The 20231-nt window shown below is 35.8% G+C and carries 18 protein-coding genes; 2 read left to right on the forward strand and 16 right to left on the reverse strand.

The annotated features are described in order from the left end of the window. Positions 1-139: 139 nt before the first annotated feature. Entirely contained in the window at positions 140-328 is a 189-nt protein-coding gene (gene rpmB, locus ACSVDA_RS06255; RefSeq protein ID WP_214482642.1) for a 50S ribosomal protein L28, read from the forward strand. Positions 329-388: 60 nt separating this feature from the next. On the opposite strand, the gene spoVM is transcribed toward rpmB, so the two are convergent. The 16 genes from spoVM to ACSVDA_RS06335 all read right to left on the reverse strand — a co-directional run bounded on the left by spoVM (position 389) and on the right by ACSVDA_RS06335 (position 18230). Continuing rightward, positions 389-472 (reverse strand): stage V sporulation protein SpoVM, encoded by an 84-nt coding sequence (gene spoVM / locus ACSVDA_RS06260; RefSeq protein WP_214482780.1) that lies wholly within the window; start codon positions 470-472, stop codon positions 389-391. 132 nt (positions 473-604) lie between these two features. Then, positions 605-1246 carry a thiamine diphosphokinase gene (locus ACSVDA_RS06265; RefSeq protein WP_485881748.1) on the reverse strand — a complete coding sequence of 214 codons (642 nt, stop codon included), beginning with the start codon at positions 1244-1246 and terminating at the stop codon, positions 605-607. Between the two features lie 259 nt (positions 1247-1505). Further along, positions 1506-2156 carry a ribulose-phosphate 3-epimerase gene (gene rpe / locus ACSVDA_RS06270; protein ID WP_485881724.1) on the reverse strand — a complete coding sequence of 217 codons (651 nt, stop codon included), beginning with the start codon at positions 2154-2156 and terminating at the stop codon, positions 1506-1508. A gap of 3 nt (positions 2157-2159) precedes the next feature. Beyond that, positions 2160-3041, reverse strand: coding sequence for a ribosome small subunit-dependent GTPase A (gene rsgA / locus ACSVDA_RS06275; protein ID WP_485881726.1), 882 nt, complete (start codon positions 3039-3041; stop codon positions 2160-2162). Positions 3042-3058: 17 nt separating this feature from the next. Then, positions 3059-5041, reverse strand: a complete 1983-nt coding sequence (gene pknB / locus ACSVDA_RS06280) for a Stk1 family PASTA domain-containing Ser/Thr kinase (RefSeq protein WP_485881728.1) — start codon at positions 5039-5041, stop codon at positions 3059-3061. A 6-nt stretch (positions 5042-5047) separates the two neighbouring features. Beyond that, the gene (locus tag ACSVDA_RS06285; RefSeq protein WP_485881749.1) at positions 5048-5797 is read right to left on the reverse strand and encodes a Stp1/IreP family PP2C-type Ser/Thr phosphatase; all 750 of its coding nucleotides are present in this window, start codon (positions 5795-5797) and stop codon (positions 5048-5050) included. 5 nt (positions 5798-5802) lie between these two features. Continuing rightward, on the reverse strand, positions 5803-6900 hold the full coding sequence (rlmN, locus tag ACSVDA_RS06290) for a dual-specificity RNA methyltransferase RlmN (protein ID WP_485881729.1): 1098 nt from the start codon (positions 6898-6900) through the stop codon (positions 5803-5805). A gap of 5 nt (positions 6901-6905) precedes the next feature. After that, a complete protein-coding gene (gene rsmB / locus ACSVDA_RS06295; protein ID WP_485881731.1) occupies positions 6906-8249 on the reverse strand; it encodes a 16S rRNA (cytosine(967)-C(5))-methyltransferase RsmB in 1344 nt (447 codons plus the stop codon). Then, positions 8236-9195, reverse strand: coding sequence for a methionyl-tRNA formyltransferase (fmt, locus tag ACSVDA_RS06300; protein ID WP_485881732.1), 960 nt, complete (start codon positions 9193-9195; stop codon positions 8236-8238). Before fmt ends, rsmB begins: the two co-directional genes overlap by 14 nt. A gap of 115 nt (positions 9196-9310) precedes the next feature. Continuing rightward, positions 9311-11722, reverse strand: a complete 2412-nt coding sequence (priA, locus tag ACSVDA_RS06305) for a primosomal protein N' (protein ID WP_485881734.1) — start codon at positions 11720-11722, stop codon at positions 9311-9313. Beyond that, the gene (gene coaBC, locus ACSVDA_RS06310) at positions 11719-12924 is read right to left on the reverse strand and encodes a bifunctional phosphopantothenoylcysteine decarboxylase/phosphopantothenate--cysteine ligase CoaBC (RefSeq protein ID WP_485881736.1); all 1206 of its coding nucleotides are present in this window, start codon (positions 12922-12924) and stop codon (positions 11719-11721) included. Before coaBC ends, priA begins: the two co-directional genes overlap by 4 nt. Positions 12925-13367: 443 nt before the next feature. Then, entirely contained in the window at positions 13368-13562 is a 195-nt protein-coding gene (gene rpoZ / locus ACSVDA_RS06315; protein ID WP_214482777.1) for a DNA-directed RNA polymerase subunit omega, read from the reverse strand. Positions 13563-13566: 4 nt separating this feature from the next. After that, complete coding sequence (gmk, locus tag ACSVDA_RS06320) at positions 13567-14181, reverse strand: guanylate kinase (protein WP_214482633.1); 615 nt, start codon at positions 14179-14181, stop codon at positions 13567-13569. Positions 14182-14196: 15 nt separating this feature from the next. Continuing rightward, on the reverse strand, positions 14197-14460 hold the full coding sequence (gene remA / locus ACSVDA_RS06325; RefSeq protein ID WP_320208645.1) for an extracellular matrix/biofilm regulator RemA: 264 nt from the start codon (positions 14458-14460) through the stop codon (positions 14197-14199). A 65-nt stretch (positions 14461-14525) separates the two neighbouring features. Then, positions 14526-15401, reverse strand: a complete 876-nt coding sequence (locus ACSVDA_RS06330) for a YicC/YloC family endoribonuclease (protein ID WP_485881738.1) — start codon at positions 15399-15401, stop codon at positions 14526-14528. 156 nt (positions 15402-15557) lie between these two features. Beyond that, positions 15558-18230 carry a calcium-translocating P-type ATPase, SERCA-type gene (locus tag ACSVDA_RS06335; RefSeq protein ID WP_485881739.1) on the reverse strand — a complete coding sequence of 891 codons (2673 nt, stop codon included), beginning with the start codon at positions 18228-18230 and terminating at the stop codon, positions 15558-15560. Positions 18231-18407: 177 nt separating this feature from the next. Between ACSVDA_RS06335 and ACSVDA_RS06340 the strand changes: the two genes are divergently transcribed. Further along, positions 18408-20117 (forward strand): Rqc2 family fibronectin-binding protein, encoded by a 1710-nt coding sequence (locus ACSVDA_RS06340; protein WP_485881740.1) that lies wholly within the window; start codon positions 18408-18410, stop codon positions 20115-20117. Positions 20118-20231: the final 114 nt, after the last annotated feature.

Here is a 20231-nt window from a genome sequence, read left to right on the forward strand (position 1 = left end):
CTGTCAAGTAGATTTTCTTGAAAGCTTCTTATTGAACTGTTGCAATATGAATTGATGTGTGGTAAATTATATAAGTATTTCTTATAGCAAATATTGAAGTCTTTTTGAAAGCTTTATGGAAGTTAGGAGGGAGATAGACATGGCACGTAAATGTGTTGTTACTGGTAGAAAGACTCGTTCAGGTAATGCACGTTCCCATGCAATGAACGCTACAAAGCGCAAATGGGGTGCGAACCTTCAAAAAGTACGTATTTTAGTTGACGGAAAACCTAAACGTGTATATGTATCTGCTAGAGCTTTAAAATCTGGTAAGGTAGAACGCGTTTAATAAAGTATATTAACCGTTTGCATCAGTAAAAAAAGCACCTGACTATCGGTGCTTTTTTTACTATTCCTTTTTCTTAAATGTCCCAAGCATTGCTCTAATAATTCCACCTAAAAATCTCGGTAATTTGATCGTATAAAATTTCATTGTTTCCCTCCTCACCAATGGTCCACGCATGACATTTCAATTCAATAAGCCTGTAATTTTTCTGTATAATTTCCTCTATAAGTATATTCAAGAATGCAAAAAAAGTACCTATTAACACTCTCATTAGCGGTATCAGTCTGTGCTTCTTACCATCAATAATATGCCACTAGTAAATGAAAAAGTACCTCGATCATCATTTAGTTCATTACTAATACATAATGTCGATCCTAATGTTATATGACAATTTTCTAATGGATATTTAAACCCAGATAATGATAGTTGCTCTACTTCTTTCGAAAAAGGAAGAAAAGATATGTAACGATAACTTTCATGTTTATTTACATAGTATGAACCTGGTTCATACATCGTCACATTATTTTGGGTATCAATTAAATGAATTTGTACATCTTTTGTCAGTCCATTCACGAGAAGCTGTATATTGCCTAACAGATGATCTAATCTCCCTCCAGAACAGCCAAACATTTGAATTGTTGTTGGTTGTTGTGCTAAAGCCCATTGAAGAGCAATTTCTATATCAGTTAAATCTTTTTCTTCTGGAAATATATGAACGTGTTTTAGCTTTTGTTCAATATACCTCATCTCATCTGCTGTAATAGAATCAAAGTCTCCAAATGCGTGGCTAGGAACAATATCTGAATGAATTAAATATAAAACACCTCTGTCAGCACCAACCCATAAGCAATCTTCACAGTTATACTGTTGAAGAGAGGGAACATAACGAATAGGACCTCCACCTACAATATTTATGATCATATCTATCATCACCTATCTTTATATTACGTTATATTTGTAAAAGCCCTCTTATTAATCCTTATTACTATTGTTACAAAATTAGCGTAGCTAACAGCCGTATTCGATTGCCATTGAATTATTGAAGAAAGGATACCACGAAATTGATATGAAAAAATGTTTATGTTTTTAGGATAACACACAGAAATCAATAGCCTACGTAAAAAAGGATATCACCAAAGATATCCTTTCAAGTTCGTATGCAAGCTACCATTTAGCGAGTTTAGTTTATCCCTCGGATACTCTCAATAGCCTCTTTACGATTTTGTTTATTATACACTGCAGATCCAGCCACTAAGACATTTGCTCCTGCTTCTACACATATCGGGGCTGTCTCAACATTAACACCACCGTCTACCTCAATTTCGACTTGTAACCCTTTATCTTGTATCATCTTTGATACTGCTTCTATTTTCGGAATAACTGAATGTATAAATTGTTGACCTCCGAAACCTGGGTTCACTGTCATTAGTAATACTAAATCAATATCCTCTAGTATATGTTGAATAGATTCAACTGGAGTTGATGGATTAAGTACTACACCAGCTTTCACACCGTGTTCTTTAATAAGGTGAATTGTCCTATGCAAGTGAGGACATGCTTCTACGTGAACTGAAATAATATCAGCTCCTGCCTTCGCGAACATCGGAATGTATGTATCTGGATTCTCGATCATAAGATGAACATCTAGTGGTATATTTGTAATTGGACGAATTGCATCAACAATTAAAGGGCCTATCGTAATGTTTGGGACAAAATGACCATCCATCACATCAATATGAATATAATCAGCGCCTCCTTCCACCACATCTGTTATTTCATCCGCTAATCGTGAAAAATCTGCTGCTAATACTGAAGGTGCTACCTTTATCATACATTAATACCTCGGCTTTCTATCATTAATTTCTTGTAAAAAATGAATATAGTGATCATATCGATAAGAAGCTATGGTATCGGTTTTTACAGCATCTTTTACAGCACACTTAGGTTCCGATACATGAGTGCATCCCCGAAATTTACAACGCGGGCTTATCTCGCTCATCTCGGGGAAACAATAAGAAAGCTCATTTGCTTCAATATCGGTAAAGTCCAAAGAACTAAATCCTGGGGTATCGGCGACTAACCCCGTACCGATGGATAATAACTCTACATGTCGAGTCGTATGTTTTCCTCTACCCAGATGTGAAGAAATATCGTCTGTCTTTAAATCTAACTCTGGTTTGAGTGCATTGAGTAATGAAGATTTCCCAACACCTGATTGGCCTGCAAAAACAGAAATATGGTTATTCAAGAAAGGTGTGAGCTTTTGAATACCTTCCGTTGTAAGCGACGATGTCAAAACTACCTCATATCCAATTTGGCGATAATCATTAGCATATTGGTGAATTTCTTGAATCAATGTCTCACTGGCTAAATCAATTTTGCTTATACAAATAAGCGGTTCAATATTCTTTGACTCTATCAATACTAAAAAACGATCTAGTAATGCTGTGCTAAAAGCAGGCTCAAATGCAGAAAATACTAAGATAGCCTGATCAACATTAGCAATTGGTGGACGGTTTAATTCATTTTTTCGTTCCTTAATATCCAATATATATCCTTCTTGATCATTATCTGCTTGATAGACAACTTGATCACCAACTAGTGGTGTAATATTTTTTTTACGAAATACACCTCTACCTCGACATTGAACCATTTGTCCGTTGTTATACACGTAATAAAATCCACTCAAAGCTTTAATGATTTTACCTTCTAGCATTGACTCACTCCTACTATCTAGTCTTGAATATCTTTGTATTTAATTGTTCCTTCATAAAGGACTATATTATCACGTACAATTTTATATTCTGCTTTGCTGCCCTTCTCTATTTTAAACTCAATCGTTTCTTCACGAGTCTCATTCTCACGTATAGGGAATGTATCGTATACCTCATTTATATATCTTTCCGCATCGTCAATATAAATAACGACTTCATTAACAATATCTTCGTCATACTTAGGCTCAAAGGTTATTGTAAAAGTTTTTTCATACGTCTTTACAGTCTCTTCCGGCTCTTCCTCTTTGCCCTTTGATAAATAAACTATCACTTCAGCACCTTTATCTAACTCTGTACCTTCTTCTGGTGATTGTTTAAAAACCAAACCTTTTGCGACATCATCATCAAATCCATCTCGTATATCAATATTTAAGCCATTCTCTTCAGCATAGTCGATGACTCCTTTTTGTGATCTTAGAGTCAAATCTTTCAATATTATTTTTTCGGGTCCCTTACTGACAGTAAAAATTACTTCCTGCACATCAGGTATGACAAGGGAATCCGGATCTGGGGATTGATCAATGATTATTCCAGCATCATATTCATCACTTGACTGTTCCCTTTTAGTAACATCTGTAAAATTATATTTTTCTTGCAATTGTTCTTTCGTTCTGTCGTAATCGTCCCCGATATAATCACCAAACTCAATTTTTTCTTTACCACTGCTTCTATAAATATTTATTCCTGCACCAGGTTTTACCATAGCACCATCTTCAGGATCAGTCTTAATAACAAGGCTTTCAATGACTTCATCACTAGTTTGATCTATTGTTTTTGTAATAACAAGATCTAATGCTTCAAGCTTTTTTACAGCTTCATCATACTCCATATTTTTAACGTCTGGTACTGCAACATCATCTGGTGTTAATAAAGAAGGAATAAGGGTCACAGCTAAGACCGCCGCAATGACTAACATAAAAAACGTCGTAGTAATAATCACCGGAAGCCTTTTTCGCTTACTTTGTTTAAGTTGTTTCGTTGTTTCCTCTGATGATGGCTGTTGTGGCTCATGTATGGTTGTTTTTTCATTAGCTAACAACTGCTCGTTAGTTAACACCGGAATCGCTTTCGTCACCTCATCATCCTCAACAGGAAGTGTAAATCTTTCTTCTGTCATTTTCTCTGGATCAAGAGCCGACTTTATATCAGCTTCCATGTCGTCTACAGAATCATACCTATGCAATGTATCTTTTGCAGTAGATTTTAAGATAATGTTTTCTACACTTTGAGGGATGTCCGGATTCCATCTTTTTGGTGATGGTGTTTCTGATTGTAAATGTTTTAGTGCGATAGAAACTACAGACTCGCCAGAAAATGGTATTTCTCCTGTCAGTAATTCAAACATGACAATACCTAATGAATAGATATCAGATTTATTATTCGCCAAACCACCACGCGCTTGTTCAGGAGATAAATAATGAACAGAACCTAATACAGAATTAGTATGTGTAATAGTAGTTGAGCTTAATGCCATTGCAATACCGAAGTCGGTAATTTTCACTGTTCCGTTATTGTTAACTAATATATTTTGTGGTTTAATGTCTCGGTGAACGATTTGGTTTTGGTGAGCATGAGAAATTGCTGATGTCAATTGTTCCATGATATTTAAAGTTTCCTGCACTGACAACGGAGCGTATGCTTGAATATATTGCTTCAATGTTTTCCCGCGTACATACTCCATAACAATGTAATAAATATTATCCTCTTCTCCCACATCATAAATCGTCACTATGTTAGGGTGAGCTAAGCTCGTTGCAGCTTGAGCTTCACGCCGAAAGCGTCTGATGAACTCCTCATCATGAGAAAAATCTAAGCGCAAAACTTTGATGGCAACCTCCCTGTCAAGAATCATATCTTTCGCAAGGTAAACGTTAGCCATTCCTCCTCCACCGACAACCTCGACAATATCATACCTATCATTTAGACGTTTTCCAATTAACATTTTAGATCACCTGCTCTCGTAATCCGATGTATATTCGATGATCGAAAGCGTTATATTGTCCTCGCCCCCATGCTCATTAGCAAGATCGATGAATGCATGAGCTTTCTCACTTAACGAAATGTCAGACTGTAATGTCGAAATAAATTCATCTTCTGATATTTTATTAGATAGTCCATCGGAGCATAATAGGAGTATATCATCCTCTTCTAAAATAATGGTCTTTATGTCGAGTTGGATATCCTCCTCAGTTCCTAATGCTCTAAGTAACACATTCTTTCTTGGATGATGTTCTGCGTCTTCTTTGGTAATTTGACCTGAACGAACCAATTCGTTAACTAAAGAATGGTCTTCTGTTAGCTGAGAAAAGCCCGTATCGTTTAGAAGGTAACAACGACTATCACCAATATGCCCGACTGTTGTAAAGCTAGATGTGCATAAAGCTACGACTAAAGTTGTACCCATTCCATTACAGTGGGGATTGTCATGAGCATGTTTAAACAGAGCTTCGTTCACTTTCACCACATGCTCCATCATCCACTTCTCAGCTTCTTCTGGTGTGTTGATACGTTCATTGTTCTCCCAAAAATCTCGTAAATGATTACTCGTCATTTCACTAGCAACATCACCTGCTCTGTGACCTCCCATACCGTCTGCTACGATTACAAGAAGATCTCCTTGTTGATTTTTGAATATCCCACCATTATCCTCGTTATGAGGACGAACTTTCCCCTTGTCTGTGAGAAATACTGAATTCACAACGTTCACCTCGTCTCCTCTTTACGTTCCTTTGCACGTAATTGACCACAGGCTGCATCGATATCATGTCCATGTTCACGTCTGATCGTTACATTGATTCCACGTTTCTTCAACGTTTTCTCAAAAGTAAATATTTGGTTTTTCGGTGTGCGTACATAATCGCGTTCTGGTACATAGTTAACTGGAATTAAGTTCACATGACAGTTAATTCCTTTTATCAGCTTGGCCAACTCTTCTGCGTGTTCAACTTGATCATTGACCCCACCAAACAAACCATATTCAAATGACACGCGCCTTCCCGTTTTGTCAATATAATAACGTACCGCATCCATTAATTCTGGCAATTTATAAGCCCTATTAATGGGCATTAAATTACTTCTTATATCTGAATTTGGTGCATGTAATGATATAGCAAAATTAATTTGCATGTTCTCATCAGCAAATTGATAAATTTTAGGGATAATACCACTCGTTGAAACCGTAATGTGTCTCGCACCTATGTTTAAACCTGCATCATCATTGATGATTTTTAGAAAGGATAGCATTTGATCATAATTATCAAATGGTTCACCAATGCCCATTATCACAACATGACTAACACGTTCATTTAATTCATCTAACGCCTTTTGAACTGTTACAACTTGTGCAACGATTTCTCCAGCAGTAAGATTCCGTTTTAGACCACCTAAAGTTGATGCACAAAATGTGCAACCTATTCGACATCCAACCTGTGTAGTTACACAAACAGAATTTCCATAATTATGTGTCATTAACACGGTTTCTATTGAGTAACCATCATACAATTCAAATAAAAACTTCATCGTCCCATCCGATGATGTTTGTTGAATAATCGTTTTTAGAGTAGTGATCGAAAAATGTTGCACCAATAATTCTCTCAAACTTTTTGATAAGTTGGTCATATCATCGAATGAATCAACCCTTTTTACATAAAGCCATTCAAAAATCTGTTTAGCTCTATAAGACTTTTCACCATTCGACTTGAGCCAGCTTTGTAATTCTTCTAATTTCAACGAGTAAACAGAAGGTTTAATCACATCATTAGTTGTATTGTTCTTTTGTTCTGTTTTTGTTGTATCTTCCATTTACATTACACCCGCTTTCTTAAACATGCTATATAAAAACCATCTGTTTTAAAATAATGAGGCAATAGCTGTAGTTGTCCATTTTGAACATATGGACGTACATTTTCTGGGAGTCTCTCACTAATTGTTAAATCCTGTTCATATTCTTCATGTTCTAGTAAGAATTTATCGATGACATCGCTATTTTCAGCTTTATCTATCGTACATGTACTATATACCAATATCCCATCTTTTTTTAATAAAGGTGCTACAGCTTTTAAAATACTCATTTGGATTTCAGCTAACTTCAATACATCTTCCTCTGTTTTAGCGTACTTGATGTCCGGTTTTCTTCTAACAACTCCTAGCCCGGAACAAGGTGCATCAACAAGAATTCTATCAAAGCTTTCTTGTGCATAATATTGCTGAACTTCTCTGCTATCTAGCACATTTGTTTCAACATTTGACAGCTCTAACCTATCTACCTGCTCTTGAACAAGCTTCACCTTATGCTTATGAAGATCAATCGATACAACTCGTCCAGTATTTTTTAATAGTTCTGCTATATGTGTAGCCTTCCCCCCTGGTGCACTACACGCATCAAGAATAGTGTTATGCTCCTTTACATTTAAAGATTTAGCTACAAGCATAGAGCTTTCATCTTGGACCGTAAACAAACCTTCTTGGAAGGCTGTTGTTTTTGCAAGATTTCCTTTCATACTTTTTATTGCCTCGTCTGACAGATCACCTTGTACAACATTATATCCTTCTTCATTTAGATGGGCTAACAACTCGTCTTTCGTTAACTTATTCGTATTCACTCTAACAGTTTGAACTGGAGGCATTAAATTTACTTCACACATTTGTTTAGTAGCTTCATAACCTAATTGGTCTACCCAACGTTTGATGAGCCATTTAGGGTGACTCGTTTCAATAGCTAGACGCTCATTAGGATCAGTAATTTCTGCCAAGGAAGGAATTCCTTCCCGTTGCAAGGCTCTTAAAACCCCATTTACCATTGAAGATATACCTTTATGCCCCCGTTGCTTAGCAATTTCTACTGCTTCAAAAATGATCGCGCGGTCAGGAACACGGTCAAGGTATACCATTTGATAAGCAGACATTCTTAAAAGGATGTAAACCCATTTTTCTATCTTACGTTTAGATTGTGTAAACGGACGTAAAAAATAATCAAGCGTCATTTTTCGTTGAATCGTCCCGTAAACTATCTCTGTAAGGAGACCAATGTCTTTGCTATTTAGATGATTTTTTTCTATCATACGATTTAACAAAATATTGCTATACGATTGATTTTTTTCTATAGAAAGTAGTATATCAAGTGCAACATTTCTTACATTACTTTTTTTCATGTCCTTCTCCTAATTGTACACCAACTTGCAATGAAGAACCCATACCACGTAAATATTCTTCAGCAGTCATGCGCTTCTTGCCTGCTGGCTGTAGCTCAGTAATTTTTATGCTTATGTCATCACCAGTTGATACGATGAAACCATCCTGCTCAATAGCGGTGATTGTTCCAGCTACGTGATCGTTATGTGTACTCAATTTTTCTCCCCACCAAACTTTCATTACCTGTCCATCTAGCATTGTATATGCTACAGGCCATGGGTGAAGGCCACGGATTTGATTATAAATTTCATATCCAGGTCTAGACCAATCTATTTTTTCTTGTTCACGTTTAATATTATAAGCAAAAGTAACTTCGTCTTCATTTTGTTTTCTTGCGGTAATCTTATTGTTTAGTAACAATGGAACTGTTTCTGATAATAGCTTCGCACCAGCAACACTTAACTTATCATGTAATGTACCAACATGATCAGTTTCTGCTATTGGAACCTCTACTTGAGTAATAATGTCTCCAGCATCAAGCTTCTTTTCCATATACATGATCGTAATCCCAGATTTCTTCTTCCCTTCCATAATTGCATAATGGATTGGCGCACCACCCCTAAGCTCAGGAAGTAGTGAAGCATGAACATTAATACAGCCAAACTTAGGAGCTTCTAATATTTCTATCGGTAAAAGTTGACCGAAAGCTGCCGTAACAATTAAATCTGGTTGTAAACTGAGCACCTTTTCATACTCATCTTTTGAACTAAGCCTTTCTGGTTGTAAAATGGGTATGCCATGCTTTTCAGCTTCCACCTTCACAGGGGGTGGGGTCAAAACCCTCTTTCTTCCTTTCGGACGATCGGGTTGAGTTACAGCTGTTATTACATCGTATCCATCATTTATTAATTGTTGTAAGACGGGAACAGAAAAATCTGGGGTTCCCATAAATACTACTCTTGTCATTCTCATCCTGCCCTTCTATAGAATGAATAAGTCCGTAAACCTTACCTATTACCATTCATTATACGTTCTTACTTTACTTGTCCATACGTTAACTTTCCATTTCTTCTGTATTTAATCACATGAGTATGTGTGGATTTAAATCAATAGCAACAGATAAATTGTTTCTAAGTATTTCTGCTTGGTATTTATCTACTATTTTCTTTAGAGCTAATCTTAGTTTAGGTTCATTTTTGTATTTTACCATGCATTGGTATCGATATCTATTATTTACTCGAGCGACTGGTGATGCTACAGGACCATATATGATTGTTCTGTCACTTAATTGTTGTCTTAAATATGCAGTAATTTTTTCAGTTATATCTACGACTTTTAATAACTGTGCATGCGAAACTGTAATTAAAGCAAGATAATAGAATGGTGGATATTGATGAAGCTTTCTAAGAACCATTTCCTTTTGATAAAATATATCATAATTATGTTCACTTGCTAATTGAATACTATAATGCTCAGGTGTGTATGTTTGAATAACAACTTCACCTGGTAATTCATGGCGTCCTGCTCTACCACTTACTTGGGTTAATAATTGAAAAGTCTTTTCAGATGAGCGGAAATCTGGAATATGAAGTATTGTATCTGCTGTTAGTACTCCAACCAATGTAACATTTGGGAAATCTAGCCCTTTAGCTATCATTTGCGTACCTAACAAAATATCTGCTTTCCCTTCACCAAAATCATTTAATAAACGCTCATGTGCACCTTTACGACTCGTTGTATCAACATCCATTCTAATTACTCGTGCATTCGGAATTACTTTAGTTAATTCTTCCTCGACTTTTTGTGTACCCGTTCCAAAAAAACGTATATGGTCACTTTGACATTCGGGACATTCATTAACAGCTTGTTGTTCGTATCCACAATAATGACATTTCAGCTGATGTTCAGTTCTATGGTACGTGAGAGATATATCACAATGTGGGCATTGGATGACAAAACCACAATCTCGGCACATGACAAAAGAAGAATAGCCACGTTTATTTAGCAATAACACAGCTTGTTCTCCCTTTTCAATCCGATTCATTAATCTCTCAAATAATAGGGTAGAAAACATTGATCGATTCCCACTCCTAAGCTCTTCTCGCATGTCAACGATATCTACTGTTGGCAATGGCTGTTCGTTCATACGTTTGGACAGTGTTAATAGTTTATACACATCTTTTTTTGCTCTAGCAAATGATTCTAACGTCGGTGTTGCACTGCCAAGCACAACTGGACAATTATGATACTCACCTCGATAAATTGCAACATCTCGTGCATGATATCTAGGGTTTTCCTCTTGTTTATAACTCGTTTCATGTTCCTCATCAATAATGATTATTCCTACATTTTCAAATGGCGCAAAGATCGCAGATCTTGCTCCAACTACAACACTCACTTCATTCCGTTGTATTTTTCTCCATTCATCGTACTTTTCACCTGTACTTAAACCACTGTGCATAACAGCAACTTTGGATCCGAATCTTCCTTTAAACCTTTTGACCATTTGAGGGGTTAATGATATTTCAGGAACTAATACGATTGCTTCTTTGCCTTTTTTTAAAACTGCATCAATTGATTGCAAATATACTTCAGTTTTTCCACTACCCGTTACACCGTACATTAAAAAAACTCTATGAATTTCTTTTTCAATTTCACTTAATATTGGTGAAATGACTTCCTGTTGTTCATTTGTTAATGGCAATGGATGAGTTCTTTCAAATATGCGACCTTCAAATGGATTTCGATACACTTCTTTTTCACGTTCAATTAAAAAGTTTTTATCCAATAATGATTTAATAGCAGAAGTGTTCCCAAACATTTGAGCTAGTTCCTTTTTAGAGATCTCAGAAGAATGTTCACGAAAATAGCTGAGTATTTCCTTTTGCTTACCAGCTCGCTTTGGCAAGCTCTCTACAATGTGATCAATTTCATCAATAGGGATTCCTAAGCTAATTACTTTGTTTTTTTTCATTTTGCCACGATCTTTGACTTGATAAATCACTTCTAAATTGCCTTGCCGCACTTCATTTTGAATATCATACAACATATCTGACTGTTCAAGTTCTTTCCAAAGCACTGTCTGTTTGCTGCTAAACAATTGTTGTAGTTGCTTTGGTAAGTTTTCTAAACTTGCTGACGGGCTCAACTTTATTTCCTTGTCATATTTTGCCCTCAACGCTGCTGGGAGCATTGCTTGATAAGCTGAAATAGTATAACAAAGTGCATAATTCGATAACCAAGATCCCAAATTAAGTAACTCATTATTCAACACTGGCGTAACGTCTAATATTGTATGAATAGGTTTTAATTTATCAAAGTCTGAGTGGTTTTTTATTTCTACTACGAAACCTTGTACCTTCCTTGAGCCGAACGGAACAATCACTCTCATCCCTGCTTGAATAATTACCGTCCAATTGGCAGGAATTTCATAATCAAATGTTTTGTCAGTTTGATGTGCTGGAACATCAACAATTACGCTTGCTATTTTCATATATGAACATCAACCATTTTTCTTATTTCTAATAATAAAGATTTGGCAACCTCTTTTTTAGTTAGTAAAGGGAGCGCTATTTTCGTATGATCTTGTTTATAAATTGTGACGATATTCGTATCTACACCAAAACCAGCACCGTGATCATCAACATTATTCGCTACGATCATATCTAGATTTTTTTTCTTCATCTTGGCTAGGGCATACTCTTCAACACGATCGGTTTCAGCTGCAAAACCGATTAGAAGTTGATGCTCTTTTCTTTCACCTAGTGTTTTTAAAATATCTGTTGTACGTTCCATTTCAACAATGTAATCATCAGGTTGTTTTTTTATTTTCTGCTTCTGCACATTCTTTGGACGATAATCTGCTACAGCTGCACATTTAACGACAATATCACTTTGATCATATAATTTCAGTATCTCATTCAACATATCTTTAGCAGATTCTACTTTTATTGTTTCAACATTTAACGGTGGATCAATATTTGTAGGTCCAGATATTAAAACGACGTCTGCACCTAAATGAGCTGCTTCTTCAGCAATTGCATAACCCATTTTTCCAGAAGAATAATTTGTGAAATAACGTACCGGGTCAATTCTTTCACGTGTTGGTCCAGCTGTCACAAGCATTTTTTTCCCTTTTAAAGGCTTTTTACTGTTAGAAAAATGTTCAGTTAATAGTTTAACAATATTTTCAGGTTCTTCTAACCTTCCTTTGCCAACGTATCCACACGCTAAATATCCTTCACTAGGCTCAATAAATTCATATCCAAAGCTTGCTAATTTGCTAATATTTTGTGTTACAGCAGGATGATCATACATATGGACATTCATAGCTGGAGCAACCCACACAGGAGCAGTGGTTGCTAATAACGTAGTTGTTAACATATCATCAGCTATCCCATTCGCAAGTTTGCCGATAACATTTGCCGTAGCGGGAGCAATTAAGACGATATCAGCCCAATCAGCTACATCGATATGAGCAATCTTAGACGGGTTTTTTTCATCAAAAGTGTCAATATATACATCATTTCTAGTAAGTGCCTGAAATGTCAATGGTGTTACAAATTTGCAAGCAGATTCTGTCATTATAACTTTTACATTTGCCTCAGCTTGAGTCAGCTTACTAGCTAAAGCAGCTGCTTTATACACAGCAATGCCTCCACTCACACATAACAATATATTTTTATTTAACAACATAATTCTCGCCACCTTGGAATGAAATTACTATTTCTGTATTTAATAAGGCTCTTTTCATATACTTTGTACTAATATTACCTAATTGGCATACTAAAAAGTGGTTTATGTGTAGGTCATCGTTGTATTGAATAAAAGATGCCACGAATGCTATCTATATAAGTATTAAGCTCTTAATACGAAAAAACAATCAATGTTGAAAACAGCAATTTAAAAAGGCCCTTTTCATAAACTTTTTGCTATTGTTACCAAATAAGCATCATAAAAAGTGATTTTATATGCTAGTCATCGTTGTACCGATGAAAAGATGCCACGAACATTAGCTATATTCATGTTAAGTTCTTAAAGCGATAAAGCTAACATAAAAAGAAACAATGTATGAAAAACTATTGTTGATAAAAAAACAACCTAAGAATATAGGTTGTCATTGATCTATTTGAAATTTCTTATTTATTCTTATATGTTAGAATACCTTCATTTATTTCTTCTAACGCCTTACCTACATATTTCTCTGATACCGTCTTTTCAAGCATTGCATTATTATTTTCTTGCATATCACGAGCCCTCTTTGACGCAACAGTTACAAGGGTATATTTTGAATGTAACTTCCCCATTAAAGAATCAATAGATGGATATAACATTTTTTTATTCAACCTCCAGCATTTTTCTATATCGGTTAGCAATTCTATCTCTGCGACAATGTTCTGCCGTAACGATTGCTTTTATGCGTTCACACGCTAGTTCAACCTCATCGTTTTCTACAACGTAGTCGTAAGCGTTCATCATTTCAATTTCTTGCCTAGCAGCGTTCATTCGATTATTAATTACCTCATTTGATTCAGTGCCTCGAGTAGTAATTCTATTTTCTAATTCAGTTAAACTCGGAGGCATAAGGAAAATAAACAAGCCCTCAGGAAATGCTTTACGAACCTGCATAGCACCTTGAACTTCAATTTCTAAGAAGACATCCTTACCTTCTTGAAGAGTCTTTTCAACATAATCTACAGGGGTTCCATAGTAATTCCCTACAAACTCTGCCCATTCGAGCAGTTTAGATTGTGCTATTAACGATTCAAACTCTTCTCTTGATTTAAAAAAGTAATCCACCCCATCGACTTCCCCTTCACGCGGCTTACGGGTAGTCATTGAAATTGAATAATGTAACTTTATATCAGATTGTGAAAATAATGCCTTACGTACTGTACCTTTTCCAACACCAGAAGGTCCCGAAAGTACTATTAATAAACCTCTTTCTTTCATAACTTATTTTTGAACCTACCCTTCATCAGATAAATCATCCTTGTTTATTAAACGTTGTGCCACTGTCTCAGGCTGCACGGCAGAAAGAATAACATGTTCACTATCCATAACAAGGACAGCTCTCGTTCTTCTACCGTAAGTTGCATCAATAAGCTTTCCACGATCACGAGCTTCTTGAATAATCCTTTTTATAGGAGCAGATTCAGGGCTGACAATAGATATGATACGATTTGCTGAAACGATGTTACCGAAACCTATATTAATTAATTTTATAGACATAACGGTTCCTCCTATATGTTACTTAATTAGTTTAGCCGTCATAGCTCTGCTGTAACCACTGAAACTTATTCAATGTTTTGTACTTGCTCCTTAATTTTTTCCAGAAAGCTTTTCATTTCAACAACATGCTGAGCAATTAATACGTCATTTGCTTTCGAGCCAATTGTATTTATCTCTCGATTTAATTCTTGCACGAAAAAATCTAGTTTCCTGCCAATTTCTTGCTTATGTTGCATCGTGTCGAAAAAGTGGCTAATATGGCTATTAATTCGTGTTAATTCTTCATTAATATCCGCTTTATCGGCGAAAATAGCAACTTCAGTTAGTAGTCGCTGTTCATCGACTGTACCTGATAAAAATTCAGAAATACGTTTCGTTATTTTTTCTCGGTATAAATCATACACAATTTCTGATCTTTTTGAAACGACATTCACACTATTTTGCATATTTTCTAATTGAGTTGAAATATCAATTAACAGTTGCTGTCCTTCAGAATAACGTGTTCTTTTCAACTGTACTACAGCATCCTCAATCGCTTCAAGTACTGTGTGTTCAATTTGTTCATTTCCACTGTCTTTTTCTTTAATCATGACGACATCATGTAGTGAAAATAATTGCTTTATCGTTATTTGCTCTGGAAGCTTATATTTATCTACTGCAGTTTTAATCGTTTCGTAATATTGATCTAGAAGATGCCAGTCAACTTGAAGCGACCGCTCTACTAATTCATCACCTTCTATAGTAATAAATACTTCTATACGACCACGTTTTACATATGTAGAAATTAATTTTTTTATTTTTTTTTCTAATGCATAAATGTATTTTGGTCCTTTAATGCTAACATCACTAAACCGATGATTTACTGATTTCATTTCAACAGTTACAGAATATTGCTCCAACTCAACTGTCGCTCTTCCAAAGCCAGTCATACTGTATACCATATAAACACACACCCATTTCAAGAGAACTTGTCTAAGTAAAGTTTAATGGTAGAGCTAGCCTCTATTCCACTATTTTACACATATAGATTCACGCATTAAGATAAAAAGGTAATAGAGTACACTCCATTACCAATTGTATTATATCATATAATTAAATTATTTTCTTGAAAAATGTGTAGTAGCAAGTAAAAAAGTTGGAATTGCAGATAATCCTAAAATCAGCAACCAATCTATTAACATGATTGAGGAAGTGTGAAATATAACTTGTAGCGATGGTAAATAAATAACAACCATTAATAGTAAAACTGAAGATATTACTGCTAACACTAGATAAATGTTTTCAAATGGCTTCCGTTCAAATATTGATCGTTCAGAACGACAATCAAATACATGAATTAATTGTGCCATGACTAACGTTGCAAAAGCAATTGATTGTGCATATTGTAATTCATTTGGATTACGCGAATATGTGATAATAAATGCTATTAAAGTAACTATCCCAATTAAAAAGCCTCTACTAATCACCTTCCATGCTAAACCTCTTGCAAAGACACCTTCAGTAGCACTTCTAGGTCTTCGTTTCATCACATTTTCTTCCGGCTGATCTAATCCGAGCGCCATAGCTGGTAAGCCGTCGGTTACTAAATTAACCCATAAAATTTGTATAGGAACTAACGGTAGTGGAAGGGCTAAAATCATAGCAAAAAGCATAACTAAAATTTCCCCTACATTGGAAGCAAGTAGATAACGGATAAACTTCCTAATATTTTCATAAATATTTCTTCCTTCTTTTATCGCTGCTTTAATTGTTGCAAAGTTATCATCAACGAGAACTAAAGAGGAGGATTCCTTAGCCACATCTGTACCCGTAATACCCATCGATATTCCAATATCTGCTGCTTTAATTGCCGGTGCATCATTTACTCCATCACCCGTCATAGCTACAATGTGACCTTGTTGTTGTAACGCTTTAACTATCTTCAGCTTATGCTCAGGAGAAACACGAGCAAAAACATAGACATCATCAACAATTTCCTCTAATTCCTCAACACTCATAGATGATAATGATGAGCCATCAAGGACTACACCATGTTCAGGTAAAATATCAATCTGCTTTGCGATCGCTTGTGCAGTATTTACATGATCCCCTGTAATCATAATTGTTTTTATCCCTGCTTCATGACATTCCTTCACAGCCTGCTTCACTTCTGGACGAGGTGGGTCAATCATCCCTTGTAACCCTATGAAAACTAAGTCTTTTTCTGCTTCAGTGTCCGTGCTTATTTTTTTATTTGAAGAGATTGGTTTGTAAGCTATCGCAATTGTTCTTAAAGCTTGATTGGCTAAGCGTGCTATCGACTTTTCCACTTCATTACGATAATTGTTATTTAGTAGCTGTTTTTTATCATTCCACAAAATTGAATCACATTGTTTTAACAGGACGTCAGGAGCACCTTTTGTAATTACATATTGTTTTCCTTGTTTATCACTAGCAATAATAGACATCATTTTCCGAGAAGAATCAAACGGGAATTCTTTAATTATCTTAAACTCTTCTTGTAGTTGGTGTTTTGAAAGTTTCCCTTTCATAGCAGCTACAGCTAAAGCACCTTCAGTTGGATCACCATCAACAATAAATTGATTATCCTTCTCAACAATTCGAGCATGATTACATAATAATCCGAATGTGAGTAGTTGATAAAATGATTTGCTAGTTGTTGGGTCTACCTCTGTACGCCCATCAAAGAAACTACCCTTTGGCTCATATCCAGTTCCTGTTACATTCCAGGTTTCCCCACCTGTCCACATATGGGTAACTGTCATTTTATTTTGTGTTAATGTTCCCGTTTTGTCTGAGCAAATGACTGATGCACAACCTAATGTTTCAATTGCAGGTAGTTTACGTACGATTGACTTTTGCTTTATCATCCTTTGAACCCCAAGAGATAATGCTACAGTTACTATAGCAGGTAGTCCTTCTGGTATAGCAGCTACTGCCAAGGATACCCCAGCCAAAAACATACTGTATAGATCGTGCCCTTGAAGCACCCCAACAATTACAACAAGAAAAGTTAATATTAATGCAACACCAATTAAGATTTTTCCCAATTGTTCAAGGCGGCGTTGCAATGGTGTTTCAAGCGTTTGTTGTGACTGGAGTAAATCGGCAATCTTCCCCATTTCTGTTTTCATTCCAGTACCAATTACAATCCCGGTTCCACTGCCCCTTGTTACCATCGTTCCCATAAATGCCATGTTGCTTTTGTCACCTAATGCAGTTTTTGAACCCAAAATTGGATTTATATCCTTCATAACTGGTACAGATTCTCCAGTTAGAGCAGATTCCTCTACCTCTAGACTGTTAGATTGTAATAGCCTAACATCGGCACCAATCCGATCTCCACTAACAAATTGAATTATATCCCCTGACACAAGTTCCTTAGATGGAATACGAAACCATTGTTTATTTCGTAACACATGTACTTGAGGGGCTGCTAATTCTTTCAGAGCCTGCATTGACCTCTCTGCTCTTCTTTCTTGATAAAAACCAAGAAACCCATTAATTAAGACAATAGCAATGATTGCAATGGCATCAATATACTCACCTAACAATCCAGAAATAAAAGTTGCAATCAAAAGTATTAAAACCATAAAATCTTTAAATTGTGCTAAAAACAATAAAAAAGCAGAAGGTTGCTCGGCTTCATCCAATTCATTCAAACCACTTTTTTGTTGCCGTTGGTTTACTTCTTGCTCTGTTAAGCCTGTTTCAGAGTTGGAATTCATCACTTTTTCCACTTCTTCTAAGCGCATTTCATGCCAGTTCACCCAACCTTCACCCCTTATACTATACGGTTATTTCAATTATCTCTAAGGACAGCTTATTCGCACTTGTCCAAAAAAATGCTATACTTTTCATGTTAATGAGTATTCAAATGATGGACAGGGTTTGTTTTAATAGAAATTACGCAAAACAAAATTAGAAATAGAATTGGGTGAATGACAATGTCCTTTGATGGTCTGTTTACATATGCGATAACTAACGAATTAGAACAATTATTATTAAATGGCCGTATTAGCCGTATTTATCAACCTTTTCAAAATGAATTAATACTACAAATTCGTTCGCAAGGAAAAAATCAAAAATTACTAATTTCTGCTCATCCCACATACGCGAGAATACATTTGACAGAAGAGCAATACAGCAACCCACCTGAGCCACCGATGTTTTGTATGTTGCTAAGAAAGCATATAGAGGGTAGTATAATCCAAAGCATTCAACAGGTTGGACTTGATAGAATTATGATTATTGAGTTAAAAGGGAAGGATGAAATAGGTGATGTTTCTCATAAACAATTAATTATTGAATTAATGGGAAGGCATAGTAACATTATTCTAGTTGACAAAGATGAGCAGGTGATTCTTGATTCCATTAAACATATAACACCAGCCTTAAATCGTCACAGAACAATCTTACCTGGGTTTGAGTATGTTGCACCGCCATCACAAGATAAGGAAAATCCTTTTTCAGTAACTGAAGATCGTATATTGAAAAAACTCGATTTTAACACTGGTAAACTTGATCAACAACTAGTTAATACGTTTGCTGGGGTTTCTCCCATGTTCGCCAAAGAAGTCATGTCACAAGCTGGAATTGCAAACAGAAATTCATTACCTAAAGCGTTTTTGACTCTCATACAAAAAGTGAAAAATATGGATATTTCTCCTCAAATAACAAGGGATGATTTGAAAGAGAGTTTTTATATATTCCCTTTAGACCATATAAAGGGAGAAGTTAAAACTTTTTCATCACTCAGCACGTTGCTCGATCGATACTACTATGGCAAGGCGGACCGAGAGAGGGTAAAGCAAAGAGCAGTAGACCTAGAACGTTTTATTGATAATGAAAGAAAGAAAAACGAAAAAAAGATAAAAAAATTAACTAACTCATTAAATAAAGCCAAAAATGCTGATCAATATAAACTACTCGGTGAGTTGTTGACAGCGAATATATTTATGGTTAACCAAGGTGATAGTGAAGTTGACGTAGTGAACTATTACGACGAAAACGGAACTACTATAACAATACCTTTAGATCCAAGAAAAACACCTGCAGATAATGCCCAAAGCTACTACACTAAGTATCAAAAAGCAAAAAAATCCATAGCCTTCATTCATGAACAAATTAGCCATGCTGAGGAAGAAGTGATATATTTCGATTCACTTAAGCAACAAATTCAATCTGCAACTGCTAGCGATATCGAAGAAATCCGTGAAGAGCTTGTTGAAGGAAGATATATTAGATCTAAAAAGCACAAGGGCCAAAAGAAAAATAAACTAGACAAGCCCCAAATTGAACGTTATAAAGCAAGTGACGGGACAGAAATACTTGTGGGGAAAAACAATAAGCAGAATGATTATTTAACGAGTAAAGTCGCAAGAAAGGAAGAAGTATGGCTACATACAAAAGATATACCAGGTTCACATGTTGTTATACGACATGATCAACCTTCCGATCAAACGATTTTAGAAGCAGCTAATCTCGCAGCATATTTTAGTAAAGCAAAGCATTCAAGTTCTGTACCTGTTGATTACACAAAAATTCGAAACGTGAAAAAACCAAATGGATCAAAACCAGGCTATGTTATTTATGACAACCAGCAAACGGTCTTTGTCACACCAGATGAAGATCTATTAATAACAATGAGGGTTTGACACTCCCACCCCTAAAGGAGCAAGCTGATAGTCTTACGGCATCAGTGGGATTCTCGAGTGATTAAACCGAAGTGCATTTCTGCTATCGGAGTATGACCTCGAGATTAGGGTATG

Origin of the sequence: Cytobacillus sp. Hm23 (assembly GCF_051842895.1) — a bacterium.
Lineage (GTDB): Bacteria > Bacillota > Bacilli > Bacillales > SM2101 > Nanhaiella.

Coding starts and splice junctions, on each gene's coding strand:
- ACSVDA_RS06340 (WP_485881740.1), top strand. CDS start 18,408: ATGTCCTTTGATGGTCTGTTTACATATGCGATAACTAACGAATTAGAA.
- gmk (WP_214482633.1), bottom strand. CDS start 14,181: ATGAAAGAAAGAGGTTTATTAATAGTACTTTCGGGACCTTCTGGTGTT.
- rpe (WP_485881724.1), bottom strand. CDS start 2,156: ATGATAAAGGTAGCACCTTCAGTATTAGCAGCAGATTTTTCACGATTA.
- rlmN (WP_485881729.1), bottom strand. CDS start 6,900: ATGGAAGATACAACAAAAACAGAACAAAAGAACAATACAACTAATGAT.
- rpmB (WP_214482642.1), top strand. CDS start 140: ATGGCACGTAAATGTGTTGTTACTGGTAGAAAGACTCGTTCAGGTAAT.
- pknB (WP_485881728.1), bottom strand. CDS start 5,041: ATGTTAATTGGAAAACGTCTAAATGATAGGTATGATATTGTCGAGGTT.
- ACSVDA_RS06265 (WP_485881748.1), bottom strand. CDS start 1,246: ATGATCATAAATATTGTAGGTGGAGGTCCTATTCGTTATGTTCCCTCT.
- coaBC (WP_485881736.1), bottom strand. CDS start 12,924: ATGTTGTTAAATAAAAATATATTGTTATGTGTGAGTGGAGGCATTGCT.
- ACSVDA_RS06330 (WP_485881738.1), bottom strand. CDS start 15,401: ATGGTATACAGTATGACTGGCTTTGGAAGAGCGACAGTTGAGTTGGAG.
- fmt (WP_485881732.1), bottom strand. CDS start 9,195: ATGACAAGAGTAGTATTTATGGGAACCCCAGATTTTTCTGTTCCCGTC.
- rsgA (WP_485881726.1), bottom strand. CDS start 3,041: ATGCTAGAAGGTAAAATCATTAAAGCTTTGAGTGGATTTTATTACGTG.
- spoVM (WP_214482780.1), bottom strand. CDS start 472: ATGAAATTTTATACGATCAAATTACCGAGATTTTTAGGTGGAATTATT.
- rsmB (WP_485881731.1), bottom strand. CDS start 8,249: ATGAAAAAAAGTAATGTAAGAAATGTTGCACTTGATATACTACTTTCT.
- rpoZ (WP_214482777.1), bottom strand. CDS start 13,562: ATGTTATATCCATCTATTGATTCTTTAATGGGGAAGTTACATTCAAAA.
- priA (WP_485881734.1), bottom strand. CDS start 11,722: ATGAAAATAGCAAGCGTAATTGTTGATGTTCCAGCACATCAAACTGAC.
- remA (WP_320208645.1), bottom strand. CDS start 14,460: ATGTCTATAAAATTAATTAATATAGGTTTCGGTAACATCGTTTCAGCA.